This window comes from Arthrobacter rhamnosi, assembly GCF_054510975.1.
The window spans coordinates 447153-463253 of the sequence record NZ_JBTNDN010000001.1 but is presented as its reverse complement, the minus strand read 5'-3'; the positions used below and the strand labels follow the sequence as shown (position 1 = coordinate 463253).

Below are 16101 nucleotides of genomic sequence, written 5' to 3'. Positions count from 1 at the left end.
CCTGCGGCCGGTCGTATCCGGATTGCCCGCGGACTCCACCTCGTGAAAGGCACTGCAGCGTGGCTGAGACCCTTCAGAACTACATCGACGGCGTGTTCGTGACGCCGGCCGGGACCGAACTCCTGGACATCGTCAACCCGACCAACGGAGAAGTGGTGGCCCAGTCACCGGTCTCCACCCCCGCGGACGTCGATGACGCCATGCAGGCCGCGGCACGCGCCTTCACCACCTGGAAGCGGACCACGCCCAGCCAGCGCCAGCTCCTGCTGCTCCGGCTCGCCGACGCCGTCGAGGCCGCGAGTGATGAGCTCGTCGAGGCGCAGCACCGGAACACGGGCCAGGTGCGCGAGATGATCGCGGCCGAGGAGGTAGCCGCAGGAGCCGACCAGCTGCGGTTCTTCGCCGGCGCCGCGCGCATCCTCGAGGGCAAGTCCGCGGGCGAGTACCTCGAGGGCCACACGTCGTTCGTGCGCCGGGAGCCCATCGGTGTCGTCGCTCAGGTGGCCCCGTGGAACTACCCGTTCCTCATGGCCATCTGGAAGATCGGCCCCGCGCTCGCCGCCGGGAACACCGTCGTGCTCAAGCCCAGCGACACCACGCCCGAGTCCACCCTCGTGCTGGCACGCCTCACCCAGGGCATCCTGCCCGACGGCGTCCTGAACGTGGTGCTCGGCACGGGCGAGACCGGCGCTGCGATGATCGAGCACCCCGTGCCCGGTCTCGTGTCGATCACCGGATCCGTGCGCGCCGGGATCGCCGTCGCGACCGCCGCGGCTAAGGACCTGAAGCGGGCACACCTGGAGCTGGGCGGCAAGGCGCCCGCCATCGTCTTCGCCGACGCGGACCTCACGAAGACCGCCGAGGCGATCACGGAATTCGCCTTCTTCAACGCAGGCCAGGACTGCACCGCCATCACCCGCGTGCTCGTGCAGGAGGAGGCGCACGACGACCTCGTCGCCGCCATGGTCGCCCACACCGCCACCCTGAAGACGGGCAGCGAGGACGACTCCGAGAACTACTTCGGGCCGCTCAACAACATCAACCACTTCAATGCCGTCAACGCGGTCGTCGACGCGCTGCCCGCCCACTGCAGCATCGCGACCGGCGGCAAGCGCGCGGGGACCAAGGGCTACTTCTTCGAACCCACCATCATCACCGGCGCCCGCCAGGATGATCCCGTGGTGCAGCAGGAGACCTTCGGGCCGATCCTCACCGTCCAGACGTTCACCACGGAGGAGGAGGCGGTCGAACTCGCCAACGGCGTGGACTACGCCCTCGCCTCCAGCGTCTGGACCTCGAACCACGGAACCGCGATGCGCGTCTCCCGCGACCTCGATTTCGGCGCCGTGTGGATCAACACGCACATCATGCTCACCGCCGAGATGCCGCACGGCGGCTTCAAGCACTCCGGCTACGGCAAGGACCTCTCCATGTACGGCGTGGAGGACTACACCCGCATCAAGCACGTCATGAGCGTGCTGGACGTCTGATCGTCCCGTCTAGATAAGGAACTCCCATGACAACGTACGCAACTCCCTCCGGCGCGGTCGCGCCGAGCTTCCGGCTCGAGCAGAAGCGCCGCATCACCGGCGACTTCCCGGGCCCCAGGTCCACGGAACTCGCCGCCCGGCGCGCCGCCGTCGTCGCCAAGGGTGTCGCCTCGACCGTCCCCGTCTACGTCGCGGATGCCGACGGCGGCGTGATCCACGACGTCGACGGCAACTCCTTCATCGACTTCGGCTCGGGCATCGCCGTGACGACCGTCGGAGCCTCCGATCCCGCCGTCGTCGGCGCCGTGAAGGAGCAGGCCGAGCACTTCACCCACACCTGCTTCATGGTCACGCCCTACGAGGGCTACATCGCGGTCGCCGAGCAGCTCAACGAGCTGACCCCGGGCGACTTCGAGAAGCGCACCGTCCTGTTCAACTCGGGCGCCGAGGCCGTGGAGAACGCGGTCAAGGTGGCACGCCTGGCCACCGGCAGGGATGCCGTCGTCGCGTTCGACCACGCATACCACGGCCGCACCAACCTGACGATGGCACTGACGGCCAAGGCCATGCCCTACAAGACCAACTTCGGTCCGTTCGCCCCCGAGATCTACCGCGTGCCGATGAGCTACCCGTTCCGCGAGGAGAACCCCGCGATCACGGGGCCCGAGGCGGCGCAGCGCGCCATCACGATGATCGAGAAGCAGATCGGCGCCTCGTCGGTCGCCGCGATCATCATCGAGCCCGTGCAGGGTGAGGGCGGCTTCATCGTCCCCGCCGACGGTTTCCTCCCGGCCCTGGCCGAGTGGGCCAAGGCCAACGGCGTCGTCTTCATCGCCGACGAGGTCCAGTCGGGCTTCTGCCGCACCGGCGAGTGGTTCGCTGTGAACCACGAGGGCGTGGTGCCGGACATCATCACGATGGCGAAGGGCATTGCCGGCGGCTTGCCGCTCTCGGCCATCACGGGCCGCGCGGACCTGCTCGACTCCGTCCACGCCGGCGGCCTCGGCGGTACCTACGGCGGCAACCCTGTGGCGTGCGCCGCCGCGCTGGGTGCGATCTCCTCCATGAAGGAACAGGACCTCGCAGGCCGGGCCCGGCACATCGAGGCCCAGGTCACGGAGCGTTTCGCCGCCCTGCAGTCCGAGCTGGGAGACGCCAGTATCGTCGGTGAGCTCCGGGGCCGCGGCGGGATGCTCGCGATCGAGTTCGTGGAATCAGGGAGCAAAGCGCCCAACGCCGACGCCACCAAGGCGATCGCGGCACTGTGCCTGCGGGAGGGCGTCATCATCCTCACCTGTGGAACGTACGGCAACGTCGTCCGCCTGCTGCCGCCGCTCGTCATCACCGACGAGCTGCTGGCCGACGGCCTCGACGTGCTGACGAACGCTATCCGCACGGTGAACGCCGGCTGACCACCGAGCACGAAGAAGGCCCGCAGCGATGCTGCGGGCCTTCTTGTGTCGCAGGGCTGTCAGCCCACCGGGATGAGCGCCCGGAACTGCGGGTTCTCGGCCAGGAAGGCCTGTGCGTGCCTGCAGTAAGGGATCGGTGCGAGGCGGCGGCGGTGGGCGTTCAGCAGGGCCTCCCGCACGAGGACGGGCTCCAGACCGGAGCCGCGGTGGTCGGGACCGACGACGGTCTCCAGCAGGCGGATGCGTCCCGCCCGCATGTCGTACTTCACGTAGCCCACCATGGTGCCGTCGTGGAAGAGCTCGAAGCGCGAGCCCACGGGATTGTCGCGGAACTTCTCGCGCAGCTTCTCGCTCTCGGAGCGTTCGGCCGCCCGGGCCTCGCGGTCGGCAAGGGTCTCGACTACGGCTTCGTAGTCTTCCTGCAGGCCGAAGGGCGGGAAATCGGTGTCCAGCACGCGGTACAACTGGTTGCACAGGACGCGGAGCTCGCGGGTGGATACGGCGGACAGGTCGTGGGGGACATCAGGAATCACCGGGCCGAGGGCGGCGGGCGAGTCCGGCGCAGGGGCGAAGTCCACAGCGTCCAGGTCCGACCAGGCGCTCCGGGAGCCGTACTCCGCGTGCTGCGAGGGGGCTGGGGAGAGAGGGGCAACAGACATGACGAACCTCGAATGATCGACAAAAGGGGTAGGCCGTTGCTTGACCGTCCTCAGACCGTAACAGCTATCTCGGCATCCGTAAAGCTAGTTCTTCTAGCAATCAGCAGGCTCACGAGGTCTGACCCCGACATCCGGGGCGAGCCGCCTTCCGCTTGTCGGTCGTCCGCAGCCCGTCGATTCCGTCCCTTCAGGCCTTCAGCGTCGAGCGATGACACAGCGTGTCTTCGCTCTGTCACGATGACATGCTATGTCATCGATTAGGGTAGGCGCATGAGTCGATGGGCACCGAATGCAGCGCTGCGCCTCGAACGCGCGGCACTCGAGCTCTTCGCCGAGCAGGGCTTCGCGGCGACCTCCGTACCCGAGATCGCCGCCCGCGCAGGTCTCACCACCCGCACGTTCTTCCGGCACTTCCCGGACAAGCGCGAGGTGCTCTTCCTGCTGGAGCGGGAACTCCCCGCCGTCCTCGCGCCCCTCGTGGCCGGCGCTCCCGCATTCCTGCCACCGCTCGGCATCGTGATGCACGGGTTCGAGGCGATGGCAGCCGGGCCGTTCGAGGGCTGGAGGCCGGCGCTGCAGGCCCGCCGCGCCATCATCGGCTCGGACCAGGGCCTGCGCGAACGCGAGCTGCTGAAGAACCACCTCCTCGCAGGAGTCATCACCGAGGCGCTCGCGGGGCAGGGCGTGGGCGGACGTGAGGCACGCCTGGTGGCGCACTACGGCGTCCTGGTGTTCGGGATCGCGCTGGCCGACTGGCTCGACAGCGACAGCGGCATGTTCTCCGACGTGCTGCACTCCACGGCGTACCGGATGGGACAGCTCGTCCGTCCCGCGCGCCAGGACGACTAGAAACTCAGGGCGACTAGCGCCTCAGGACGAATAGGCCGCCAGCTGCTGGCGCAGGCCGGCGATCATGCCGTCGAGCCCTGTGCGGAAGGCGGCGTCGGCAGCGCCTTCGGGGCCTGTGGAGTCGGTGGCTCGGCGCACGGCGGCGGTGAAGACGGGGAACTGGTGGGCGAGGGTGCCCGAGTCGAAGATGTCGCCGGGTGCGGCGACGTCGAGCGCCGAGCCATAGATGAAGGACTCCAGGGCCACGATCGCCGGGACGATCCGGTCCTCCGGCCAGCCCGCCCGCAGGAAGCCCTGGGCCACCTCCTCGTACATGCGCAGGGTCTCGGCGGCATCCGTCACGGGCAGGACGGCGATGACGGGGATCAGGGGTGCGTGCCGCGCGAAGACCTCCCGGTAGGACCAGGCCCACTGCCGGACGGCCTCGTCCCACGGCTCGTCGGTGAACGCGCTGAAATCCACCATGGTCATGACGTGGTCCTGCACCCACCGGAGCACTTCCTGCTTCGACTCGGCGTGGTTGTAGAGGGCCGAGGGTGCCACGCGCAGCCGGCGGGCGAGGGCCGACATGGTCAGCCCCTCGTAGCCCTCGGCGGCGATGAGGTCGAGGGCCGCCGCGGTGATGCGGTCCCTCGAGAGGACGCTGCGTGGAGGCCGCCCCGCTCGCCGGGGTGCCGATGAAGCTGCGGTCATGGATCCTGCTCCCTGTTGCGGTGGCGTTAACTCTACGGGCGCGCCCTTCCCTCCGACGGCACCCATGGCTATAGTAGGGCGAAATAATGAACGCCATTCATTTAGTGGCCTGCGTCATGCAGGCCCGGGAGGAACACGTGAAGATCATCGAGCGCGACGTCGTCGTCATCGGAGCGGGGCCGTCCGGCCTCACCGCCGCACGGGAACTGAGGAAGGCGGGCCATACGGTCGCCGTCGTCGAGGCACGGGACCGCGTGGGCGGAAGGACGCACACCGACGTCATCGACGGCGCCGTCGTCGAGGTCGGGGGCCAGTGGGTCTCCCCGGACCAGACCGCCCTCATCGGGCTCCTCGACGATCTGGGCCTCGGGACGTTCTCCCGCTACCGCGAGGGCGACTCCGTCTACATCGGCCCCGACGGGAGACCGGTCCGCTACACCGGCGAGATGTTCCCCGTCAGCGACTACACACGGGAGGAGATGGAGCGCCTCATCACCCTCCTGGACCGCCTTGTGGCGGAGGCGGGACCCGAAGCGCCCTGGAACCACCCCGACGCCCGCGCCCTCGACACCATCTCCTTCCACCACTGGCTGCGGCAGCAGTCGGACGACGAGGAGGCCTGCAACAACATTGGCCTGTTCATCGCCGGCGGCATGCTGACCAAGCCCGCCCACTCCTTCTCCACGCTGCAGGCGATTCTCATGGCAGCGACCGCCGGCTCGTTCTCGAACCTCGTGGACGAGGACTTCATCCTCGACAAGCGCGTCATCGGCGGCATGCAGTCCGTGTCCGAGCGCATGGCCGCGGAACTGGGGGAGGACGTGATCCTCTCGAGCCCGGTCCGCACCCTCCGGTGGAGCGGCATGGACGGGGGCGACGGGGTGACGGTCGTCTCGGACACGGCGACGGTCAACGCGCGGTACGCCGTCGTCGCCGTTCCGCCCAACCTCTACTCGCGCATCAGCTACGAGCCGCCGCTGCCGCGCCGGCAGCACCAGATGCACCAGCACCAGTCGCTGGGGCTCGTGATCAAGGTGCATGCCGTCTACGCCACGCCGTTCTGGCGCGAGGAAGGTCTCTCCGGAACCGGGTTCAGCGCCGACTCGATCGTCCAGGAGGTCTACGACAACACCAACCACGAGGACCCGCGCGGCACCCTGGTCGGCTTCGTCTCGGACGAGAAGGCCGACGCGATGTTCGAACTCGCCCCGCACGAGCGCCGTGAACGGATCCTCGCCTCGATCGCCGGCTTCCTCGGCCCCCAGGCGCTCGAACCCGAGGTGTACTACGAGTCCGACTGGGCCTCGGAGGAGTGGACGCGCGGCGCATACGCGTCGAGTTACGACCTCGGCGGCCTGCACCGCTACGGACGCGACCAGCGCACGCCGGTCGGACCGATCCACTGGTCCTGCTCGGACATCGCGGCCGAGGGCTACCAGCACGTCGACGGCGCCATCCGGATGGGGCAGCGCACCGCCGCGGCCATCCACCGTGCGCTCGCCACCGGACTGCAGCCCGCGGCGTCCGGCCGGGAATCCTGACGGTGCGCTACATCGTCGGCTATACGGCGGACGAGCGCGGGCACGACGCCGTCTGCCTGGCCGTCGCGTTGGCGCGCCGGCAGGACGCCACCCTGGACCTCGTCCTCGTCACGCCTGAGCACTCGCCCTACGCCGGGGCCTACCCGCCGGGCAAGGGCTTCGACAGCCTCCTGTCCGAGCAGATGCGGGAGTGGATGGACCAGGGGCTCGCCCTCGTGCCCGACGACGTTTCCGCACGCGGCGTGGTCGTCCGGGCCGAATCGAACGCGGAGGGCCTCATCCAGGCGGCCGAGGACACCGAGGCGTCCCTGATCGTGATCGGCGCGAGCTCACGCGGGCTCGCCACGCGGTTCAATGTCGGCAATGTGGCGCGCAGCCTCCTGCACGCGTCCTCGGTGCCGGTGGCCCTGGCCCCCCGGTCCTACCGGCGCACCGATCCCGTCACCCGTCTCACCTGCGCCGTCGGGCGGAGGGCGGGCGCCGACGACGTCATCTCCATCGCCGTCTCCTCGGCCCGCCGCCGCGGGCTTCCCCTGCGGCTCGTGTCCCTCGTCTCGCTCGACGCCGGGCCGGACTCCGTCGGGGCGGAGGACGAGGCGAACCGGCGGCTCGCGGAGGCGGCGTCGTCCCTGGCGGCAGGTGGACGCGTCAGCGTCGAGACCGCGCGAGGCGCCTCCGTAGAGGAGGCCATCGAGGCCCTCGCCTGGGAGGAGGGGGAGGTGCTGCTCGTCGGATCGAGCCGCCTCGCGCAGCACATGCGCATCTTCCTCGGCTCCACGGCCAACAAGATCCTACGTACGCTGACCATCCCCATGGTCGTCGTCCCGCGTACGTACGCAACGCCCGGCACCACTTCCGGCCCGGGCGCCTTACCCACAGAGGCGGACGCATGAGTATCGACGAGACAACACAAAGGGGAACAGGACTCAGCAGCAAGGGCTTGGACTCCGGGACCGTAGGCCTGCTGGGCGCCGTCGTGATCGGGGTGTCCTCCGTGGCCCCCGCCTACACCCTGACGGCAGCCCTCGGCCCTACCGTCGCCGAAGTGGGGGTCAACCTTCCGGCCATCTTCCTGGTGGGCTTCATCCCCATGCTGCTCGTGGCCCTCGGCTACCGCGAGCTGAACAACTCCATGCCGGACTCCGGGACGTCCTTCACCTGGGCCACGCGGGCCTTCGGGCCCTGGATCGGCTGGATCAGCGGCTGGGCGAGTGTCGCCGCCACCGTGATCGTGCTGTCCAACCTCGCCGCCGTCGCGGTGGACTTCTTCTACCTGATGCTCGCCCAGCTGCTGAATGACCCCGCCATCGCGGACCTCACGCTGAACCTGCCGGTGAACATCGCAACGACACTCGTGTTCATCGCGCTCGCCTGCTATGTCTCGTACCGCGGGATGGAGGCCACCAAGACGGTCCAGTACGTGCTCGTCACCTTCCAGCTCGTGGTCCTCGCCTGGTTCGCCATCGCAGCCTTCCTCCACGTCGCCGACGGCACCGCCTTCGACGCGACGCCCATCAGTGCGGAGTGGTTCAACCCGTTCGCCGTCGGATCCTTCTCCGCCTTCGCCGCAGGCGTCTCGCTCTCGATCTTCATCTACTGGGGATGGGACGTGACCCTCACGATGAGCGAGGAGACCACCAACCCGAAGAAGACACCGGGCCGCGCGGGCGCACTGACCGTCTTCGTCATCGTCGTCATCTACCTCACGGTCGCGCTCGCGACCCTCGCCTTCGCAGGCGTGGGCGAGGGCGAACTGGGGGCGGGCAACCCGGACAACCAGGAGAGCATCTTCGCGACCCTCGCAGGTCCCGTCATGGGCCCCTTCGCCATCCTCATGTCCATGGCCGTGCTCAGCTCCTCGGCCGCGTCCCTGCAGTCCACGTTTGTCTCCCCGGCGCGCACGCTGCTGGCGATGGGCCACTACAAGGCCCTGCCCGAGGGCTACGGGCGGATCAGCCCCCAGCACAAGTCGCCGAGCTTCGCGACCGTCGCCGCCGCCCTCGCCGCCGCCGGTTTCTACGTGTTCACCCGGCTGGTCTCCGAGAACGCCCTCTGGGACACCATCACGGCCCTCGGCCTGATGATCTGCTTCTACTACGGCATCACCGCCCTGGCGTGCGTCTGGTACTTCCGGGCGCAGGCGTTCTCGAGCATCCGCCACATGTTCTTCCGGTTCCTGGCACCGCTGCTCGGCGGCGTGATCCTGCTGGTCATGTTCTTCAAGACGGCCGTCGACTCCATGGACCCCGAGTACGGTTCCGGGTCGGAGCTGTTCGGTGTCGGCATGGTGTTCATCCTCGGCATCGGGGTCATCCTGCTCGGAGTGGTGCTGATGCTGGTGTGGGCGCGGATCAATCCGGCCTTCTTCCGCCAGGAAGTGATCACCCAGGGGACCGCCCCCGCGGAGTAACGGACTGGGAACAACGGACTGGAACAGCTGGCCGGAACAGCTGGACGGGGCGGCACGGCCGGAGGCGCTGCGGAGGAGGAGATCGACTCCGCGGCGCCCCCGACCGTGCCGTCCCCGTGTCCGCGGGGGGGATTGCCCAGGTGGCCGACGAGGGGGGCTGATCGTGACCGGCGCCGGCACCGGCCTGCCGCGTCGCTCTCCCGCAGTCATCAGGGCGGGTAATGCCGTCACAATAGGGTGCCGATGCCCCCGCGCATGCCTACTATTCGGCCATGGAAGGACGCGATGAACGGGCAGGAAGCGATTCCCGCCGCGCCGCGCTCGACGCGGTCGAGGAGAAGGCGGCCGCGATGTGCCGCAGCGAGCAACTGGTGTGCCGTGTCCTCGCGCGCGAGATCGACCCCGGGATGGAACCGGCCGCCTACAGTGTCCTGACCGCAGTGCGCATCGCCCGGGCGTGCAGGGTCACCGACCTCGCGTCGACGCTGGGCATGAGCAAATCCGCAGTGAGCGGACATGTGGCGGCGCTGCAGCGGCTGGGCCTCGTGGAACGCCACAGGACCGGCGACGACGAGCGTTCCCACCCGGTGGCACTGACCGAGGAAGGCATGCGCAGGGTGGAGCGTGCACGCGGGGCCCGGCGCAGGGCCTTCCGCCGGCAGCTCGAGGGCTGGAACCAGGCCGACGTCGTCGACCTCGTCGGCCTGCTGTCACGCTTCAACGCGGCATACCTCGGCGCGGAGGGCGCCATGCCCGGCGCGTCTGCGCGGCTTCCGCACCCGGACTGACCGGAGGGCGCCACCACGCAGAGGACTGCCCGGGAAGAGGCCCGTCCTCAGGCCGCCGTCGCGGCCGGTTCGGGGGTCTTCGCGGGCCGTGGCTGACGGCGGACGGTCCGCAGCATGTCGACGGTCAGGAGGATGAGGCCCGTCCAGACGAGGCCGAAGCCGATCCACCGCTCGAAGGGCATCTCCTCGTGGAGGACCAGGAGTGCGAGAACGAACTGGAGCACGGGGGCGAGGTACTGCAGGAGCCCGATGGTGGTCAGCGGCAGGCGGCGGGCCGCAGCACCGAAGAAGATCAGCGGGACGGCGGTGATGACGCCCGACGCGGCCATGATCCAGAAGTGACCCACCCCTTCGGTCACCAGGGTCGCATCACCGGTGGACCCGAGCCAGAGCATGACCGCCGCTGCGATCGGCGCCAGGGCCGCCGTCTCGATGCTGAGGCTCGTCACGGCGTCCACGCGCGAGCCCACCTTCTTCTTCGCGAAGCCGTACAGGCCGAAGGAGAAGGCGAGGGACAGGGCGATCCAGGGCACGGCCCCGTACCCGACGGCCAGGACGACCACCGCCAGCAGACCCATGCCGATCGCCGTCCACTGCAGCGGCCGGAGCTTCTCGCGCAGCACGATCACGCCCAGCAGCACGGAGACGATGGGATTGATGAAGTAGCCCAGGGCGGCCTCGATGGCCTGTCCCGTGGTGACGCTGTAGGTGTACACGAACCAGTTGACGGCGATCAGGAGCGCCGCGACCGCGAGCGTCCCGACGATCCGCGGGGTGCGCAGGGCGTCGAGCACCGGCCGCCAGGAGCGCAGGACCGTCAGGAGGAGCGCGCAGAAGAGCAGGGACCAGAGCACGCGGTTGGCGACGATCTCGATCGGACCGGCTGGCGCCAGGACGAGGAAGTACAGCGGCAGCAGGCCCCAGAGCCCGTAGGCGCCGATGCCGAAGAGGACACCTACCGAGTTCTCGCTCCTCGCGGGCCGCTGAGTCTTGTCGCCTGTTCCAGTCACGAGGGCGGGAACCCGCCCCGATCGGGCTTTATTCCCTCCCGACCTGCGCACGGGAGGCGCGTGCGCCGACGAGATCCCTGCCACTGATTTCGGCGGTGCTGCGTGCAGGCATTTAGAATAGGGAAGCGTGCGCTTATTCTGCGCCGCGCTATCCACCAGGAGCATCCCGGGAAGAAGGCTAATCAGTGTCTACCTCAGCTGCGGCACGACCGCTGCGGGTCGCGATCATCGGCGCCGGTCCGGCAGGCGTCTACGCTGCCGACATCCTGACGAAGTCGAACGAGGTCCAGGGCGGCGATTTCGCCGTCAGCATCGATCTCTTCGACCAGTACCCGGCACCCTATGGCCTGATCCGTTACGGCGTGGCTCCTGACCACCCCCGCATCAAGGGCATCGTGAACGCCCTGCACAAGGTGCTGGACCGCGGGGACATCCGCTTCCTCGGCAACGTCAACTACGGCCGGGACCTCACGCTCTCCGATTTCCGCCGCTTCTACGACGCCGTGATCTTCGCGACGGGCGCCATCCGGGACGCCGACCTGAACATCCCGGGCATCGACCTCGATGGCTCCTTCGGAGGTGCCGACTTCGTCTCCTGGTACGACGGCCACCCCGATGTCAGCCGCGACTGGCCCCTCGAGGCGAAGGAGGTCGCGGTGATCGGCAATGGCAATGTCGCACTCGACGTCGCGCGCATCCTGTCGAAGCACGCCGACGACCTCCTCTCCACCGAGATCCCGGACAACGTCTACCAGGGCCTGAAGTCCTCGCCGGTGACCGACGTCCACGTGTTCGGCCGGCGCGGGCCGGCCCAGGTGAAGTTCACCCCGCTCGAACTCCGCGAACTCTCCCACACCCGCGACGTCGACATCGTCCTCTACCCCGAGGATTTCGACTTCGACGCGGGCTCGGAGGAGCAGATCGCGACGAACAACCAGACCAAGACAATGGTCAAGACCCTCACCAACTGGCTGGTGGAGGATGAGCCGACGGGTGCCTCCCGGCGCCTGCACCTCCACTTCCTGCACTCGCCCGTGGAGATCCACGACTCACCCGAGACGCCCGGCAAGGTCGCAGGCATGAAGTTCGAGCGCACGGAGCTGACCGGGGACGGCAACGTCCGCGGGACGGGCGAGTTCATCGACTACCCCGTCCAGGCCGTCTACCGGGCCATCGGGTACTTCGGCTCGGAACTGCCCGAGGTGGGGTTCGACGACAAGCGCGGCGTCATCCCGAACGAGGGCGGACGCGTCATCGACGAGGACGGCAGGCCCGTCCCGGGGATCTACGCCACGGGATGGATCAAGCGTGGGCCGGTGGGACTCATCGGTCACACGAAGGGTGACGCCCTGGAGACGATCGGCTTCCTCCTCGAGGACCGGCTCAACCTGCCACCCGCCGAGGACCCGTCCGAGGACGCGATCATCAACCTCCTCTCGGAGCGCGGCGTGCGGTACACGACGTGGGAAGGCTGGCTCAAGCTGGACGCCCACGAGCTGAAGCTGGGAGCGAACTTCGTGAACACGTCGGGCAACGCGGAGCTCGTACGCGAGCGCGTGAAGCTCGTGCCGCGTGAGGACATGGTGGCCATTTCTCGCGGCGAGTAGTCCCGCTACACTGTGGCCTGTCCCATCAAGTCACGGGACGATCACGAAGCGGAGTGCCGATGTCGCCGTCCCGTTCCATCCCCGTAGCGGAGCTGTCCTCCGACGTCCTGCAGCGGAAGGCCCTCGCGGCCCATGAGGCACTGGGCCAGGGAGAGGGCGTGGACGGGGACCTGCGCGGCATCGTGCACGACTCCTGGCTGCGGTCACTGGCCCTCCTGCCGGATCCCGGCACGGCGCGCGCCCGGATGTTCTGCTCCGAGGAGGACCTCGAGGCGTACCGCCAGGGGCACCCACTCGCCGCGATCATGCCCGTCATCGACCGCCTGCTCGTGCAGCCGAGCCTCGAGTCGGGGATGCTCGTCGCGGTGGGGGACGAGAACGGCCGGCTGCTCTGGGTCGACGGGGATCGTGACCTGAGGCGCCGTGCCGAAGGCATGCTGTTCATGGCCGGCACGGACTGGTCCGAGGCGAGCGTCGGCACGAGTGCGCCGGGCACCGCACTGGCCCTGCAGCGCAGTGTCCAGATAGCGGGAGCCGAGCACTTCAGCCCCCTGGCCCACCCGTGGAGCTGTACAGCCGTACCCCTCCGTGACCCCGACTCGGGCACGGTGCTCGGCGTCATCGACATCACGGGAACGGCCGACGCCGTCGCCACCTCCACGCTGTCGCTCGTCGAGGCCGCAGTGGCCGCAGCCGAGGCGCACCTGAGCATCCACCGGCTCAGGAGCCGGCTGCCGGGGGCGAAGCGGCGCCGCTCGGCCTGTACCCCGGCGGCCCTCTATCGGAACAGCCTCCAGATCCTCGGCACGGATCACGGCATGGTGCATGCCGGAGGGGCGGCGCTGGAACTCAGTCCCCGCCACGCGGAACTGCTGACACTCCTGGCCCTGCACCCGGAGGGCCTGACCGCGGACCAGCTCGCCATCATGGTCTACCCCGAGGACGCATCGGTCACTACGGTCCGTGCCGAGATGCTGCGGCTGCGCAAGGTCCTGGCGGGGCACGGCGGTGGGATCGTTCCCCAGTCCCGGCCGTACCGCGTACCCACCGAACTGGTCGTGGACGCCGTCCAGGTCCTGAACTACCTCCACCGCGGCGCACACCGCATGGCGCTCGAGATCTACCGCGGGCCGGTGCTACCCCGCTCGCAGGCGCCGTCCATCGTGCGCCTGCGCGGCGAGGTCTCGGCGTTGCTACGGGACGCTGTCCTCAACGACGGGGCGCCGGACACGGTGCTGCAGTACCTTGCCCTTGCCGAGGCGGAGTACGACGCCGAGGCATGGCAGGTCGCGCTGCGGGTCCTGCCCGGGCGGTCCCCGAAGCGGGCTGCGGTCGTCGCGCACGTGGAGTGGCTCGAGGCGGAACTCTCAGCCGCACCGTAGTCCGGCTCAAGTTCTCCGAAATTTTGGTAGCGGATCCCGGTAATTCGTCGCGACCTGGCGGTGATCGGGCTACCGTTGTCCATGGTGACCTTCGATCCGGCGGGCAGAGCAGCCCTGCGGATGGACCACCAGACGCACCACTACAAGGGGAAATTCGTGACGCAGGCTGGCCAGCACCCGGGAACACCCGGGGTGCGTATCGTCCGTACCTCCCGCACGAGAATGAATGCAAGCCTGGCCATGGTGGTCTGCTTCGTCGGATTCCAGGGCATCGTCCCGCAGTCATGGGAAGCGGCGTCGGCCGTGACGACCGACGCACCGCGCCATTCCGCTGTCTCCCAGGGTGATGACGTTCCGACAGGGGTCGTGGGCTCGTCCCTGCTCGCACCGCTCGACAGTCTTGATGCGCTCGACGCGGCAGGTCCGCACAGGACGGCGGCCCCGAAACCCGCAGGAAGCGGAGCCGGCACGAACCCTGGTGCGACGGCCGCAGTCTCTCCGCAGCGACCGCCCGCGGGCAAGCTGTTCGCACCCCTCGACGAGCTCGCCCCGAGTTCCTCCTTCGGGTTCCGCATCAGCCCCATCACCGGGGAGGCGGGGGAATTCCACACGGGCCAGGACTACTCCGCCCCCTGCGGCACGCCGGTCTACGCGGCCGACGCCGGCACGGTGCGTGCCGTCGGGTGGCACCAGTGGGGAGGCGGCAACCGGGTCGAGGTCGATCACGGCAACGGCCTGATCACGAGCTACAACCACCTCCAGGGGATCTCGGTCGTGGAGGGGGACACCGTCAACAGCGGCGATCCCATCGCCGAAGTGGGCTCGACGGGTTCCTCGACCGGCTGCCACCTGCACTTCGAGACCATCCTCGACGGAGAACATGTCGACCCCGCGCGGTGGAAGCTGGTGTCCGCCCGGCATGGGGAGCGTAAGGGCGAGCTGAAGGACTACTCGCCGGTCGGCAGCAGTGCCGCGAACATCCCGGCCTGGGCGCAGTCCTCCACCCGCTCGGACCAGCAGGCACCCCTCACGGAACCCGGTGCGCTCCCCGTGGCATCCGGTCCTTCGGGAATCGTCGGAGCCGGGGGACAGCAGCCCTCCAGGCCCGCGACGCCGAACGTGCCCGGCTCGGCACCCCGAGATCCGAAACCGCCTGCTGTCGCTGGGAGTGGCGCCGCCAAGACCACCCCGAGCGCGCCCACGAAGCCCGGCAAGCCGGCCTCGACCGTTCCACGGGCCTCCAGCCCGTCCGTCCCGGCGACGACGACGAAGCCGACGACCCCGGCGACGACGACCCCGGTGAAGCCGACGACCCCGGTGAAGCCGACGACCCCCGTGAAGCCGACGACCCCCGTGAAGCCGACGACCCCGGTGAAGCCGACGACCCCGGTGAAGCCGACGACCCCGCCGGTCCCGACCAAGTCGGCCCCGCCGAAGTCCAGCCCTTCGACGCCGCCCAAGTCGGACCCTTCCGGCCCGGACGCTACGAAGCCGGTGGATTCGACGCCGGCTCCCACCCCGAAACCGGCTCCCACCCCGGAATCGACGTCCAACCCGTCTCCCACCCCGACGCAGGATCCAAAGCCGGCTCCCACGCCGACCCCGGCTCCCACCCCGACGCCGGATCCGAAACCGGCTCCCACCCCGACGCAGGATCCGAAGCCGGCTCCCACCCCGGATCCCACCCCGACACCGGATCCCACTCCGGATCCGGCCCCGACGACGGACCCCGCACCGGTTCCATCGTGCGATACCGATCCGTCGACTCCGGATCCATCGGCAGATGGTTCGACGACAACGGATCCCGTATCATCGAAGACCCCGACGCCCGCAGCGCCTGAACCCGTATCGGTTCCTTCCGCACCCGGCACGGACCCGACCACGGGAACTCCGGTGCCGGGCACAGATCCAGTACCGGGCACACCTCCGGCCGGGGAGACTGAAACGGTTCCGGGCGAGGAGACCGACCCTGCCGACCCGCCGTGCGGCGACCCCGAGGCCCCCGCTGATCCCTCGACCGGCTCCGGTACCGAACCCGGCACCGAGCCTGGCACCGAATCCGGCACCGAGCCTGAGACAATCTCCCCGGGGACGGACCCGTCCCAGCCGGTCGAGGGCGCGGCAGGCGCCACGCCCGGGCAGGGCTAGGCGCCGCTCGGGGCGCACCGGCCTGCACGACCGGTCCGGGCATGCAACGTGGCTGCAACCATCCGGCTCCTACGCTGTGGATCAGGGACGACGACGTCCCGCATTCACGGAG

Annotated in this window: 13 protein-coding genes; 10 read left to right on the top strand and 3 right to left on the bottom strand. The window is 69.2% G+C overall.

The genetic code is table 11. The annotated features are described in order from the left end of the window. Nucleotides 1–59: 59 nt before the first annotated feature. Complete coding sequence (locus tag ACX80J_RS02160) at nt 60–1490, top strand: aminobutyraldehyde dehydrogenase (protein WP_459345505.1); 1431 nt, start codon at nt 60–62, stop codon at nt 1488–1490. Between the two features lie 26 nt (nt 1491–1516). Then, nucleotides 1517–2902 (top strand): 4-aminobutyrate--2-oxoglutarate transaminase, encoded by a 1386-nt coding sequence (gabT, locus tag ACX80J_RS02155; protein WP_459345504.1) that lies wholly within the window; start codon nt 1517–1519, stop codon nt 2900–2902. A gap of 59 nt (nt 2903–2961) precedes the next feature. On the opposite strand, the gene ACX80J_RS02150 is transcribed toward gabT, so the two are convergent. Then, nucleotides 2962–3561 carry a GNAT family N-acetyltransferase gene (locus tag ACX80J_RS02150; RefSeq protein ID WP_459345503.1) on the bottom strand — a complete coding sequence of 200 codons (600 nt, stop codon included), beginning with the start codon at nt 3559–3561 and terminating at the stop codon, nt 2962–2964. 270 nt (nt 3562–3831) lie between these two features. On the opposite strand from ACX80J_RS02150, the gene ACX80J_RS02145 reads away from it, so the two are divergent. Beyond that, nucleotides 3832–4410 (top strand): TetR/AcrR family transcriptional regulator, encoded by a 579-nt coding sequence (locus ACX80J_RS02145; RefSeq protein ID WP_459345502.1) that lies wholly within the window; start codon nt 3832–3834, stop codon nt 4408–4410. A 21-nt stretch (nt 4411–4431) separates the two neighbouring features. Here ACX80J_RS02145 and ACX80J_RS02140 read toward each other — a convergent pair whose 3' ends face one another. Beyond that, complete coding sequence (locus ACX80J_RS02140) at nt 4432–5103, bottom strand: TetR/AcrR family transcriptional regulator (protein ID WP_459345501.1); 672 nt, start codon at nt 5101–5103, stop codon at nt 4432–4434. A gap of 86 nt (nt 5104–5189) precedes the next feature. Between ACX80J_RS02140 and ACX80J_RS02135 the strand changes: the two genes are divergently transcribed. The 4 genes from ACX80J_RS02135 to ACX80J_RS02120 all read left to right on the top strand — a co-directional run bounded on the left by ACX80J_RS02135 (nt 5190) and on the right by ACX80J_RS02120 (nt 9842). Then, nucleotides 5190–6644 (top strand): flavin monoamine oxidase family protein, encoded by a 1455-nt coding sequence (locus tag ACX80J_RS02135; protein ID WP_459346673.1) that lies wholly within the window; start codon nt 5190–5192, stop codon nt 6642–6644. Between the two features lie 2 nt (nt 6645–6646). Then, the gene (locus ACX80J_RS02130) at nt 6647–7537 is read left to right on the top strand and encodes a universal stress protein (RefSeq protein ID WP_459346672.1); all 891 of its coding nucleotides are present in this window, start codon (nt 6647–6649) and stop codon (nt 7535–7537) included. Continuing rightward, nucleotides 7534–9054: an APC family permease gene (locus tag ACX80J_RS02125; RefSeq protein WP_459346671.1), complete on the top strand. Its 1521-nt coding sequence runs from the start codon at nt 7534–7536 to the stop codon at nt 9052–9054. Before ACX80J_RS02130 ends, ACX80J_RS02125 begins: the two co-directional genes overlap by 4 nt. Before the next feature lie 272 nt (nt 9055–9326). Beyond that, entirely contained in the window at nt 9327–9842 is a 516-nt protein-coding gene (locus tag ACX80J_RS02120; RefSeq protein WP_459346670.1) for a MarR family winged helix-turn-helix transcriptional regulator, read from the top strand. Between the two features lie 47 nt (nt 9843–9889). On the opposite strand, the gene rarD is transcribed toward ACX80J_RS02120, so the two are convergent. Continuing rightward, nucleotides 9890–10852: an EamA family transporter RarD gene (gene rarD, locus ACX80J_RS02115; RefSeq protein WP_459346669.1), complete on the bottom strand. Its 963-nt coding sequence runs from the start codon at nt 10850–10852 to the stop codon at nt 9890–9892. Nucleotides 10853–11037: 185 nt separating this feature from the next. Between rarD and ACX80J_RS02110 the strand changes: the two genes are divergently transcribed. The 3 genes from ACX80J_RS02110 to ACX80J_RS02100 all read left to right on the top strand — a co-directional run bounded on the left by ACX80J_RS02110 (nt 11038) and on the right by ACX80J_RS02100 (nt 15989). Further along, entirely contained in the window at nt 11038–12459 is a 1422-nt protein-coding gene (locus ACX80J_RS02110) for an FAD-dependent oxidoreductase (RefSeq protein ID WP_459346668.1), read from the top strand. A 59-nt stretch (nt 12460–12518) separates the two neighbouring features. Then, the gene (locus tag ACX80J_RS02105; protein WP_459345494.1) at nt 12519–13841 is read left to right on the top strand and encodes a GAF domain-containing protein; all 1323 of its coding nucleotides are present in this window, start codon (nt 12519–12521) and stop codon (nt 13839–13841) included. Nucleotides 13842–13922: 81 nt separating this feature from the next. Continuing rightward, nucleotides 13923–15989, top strand: coding sequence for a M23 family metallopeptidase (locus tag ACX80J_RS02100; RefSeq protein ID WP_459346667.1), 2067 nt, complete (start codon nt 13923–13925; stop codon nt 15987–15989). Nucleotides 15990–16101: the final 112 nt, after the last annotated feature.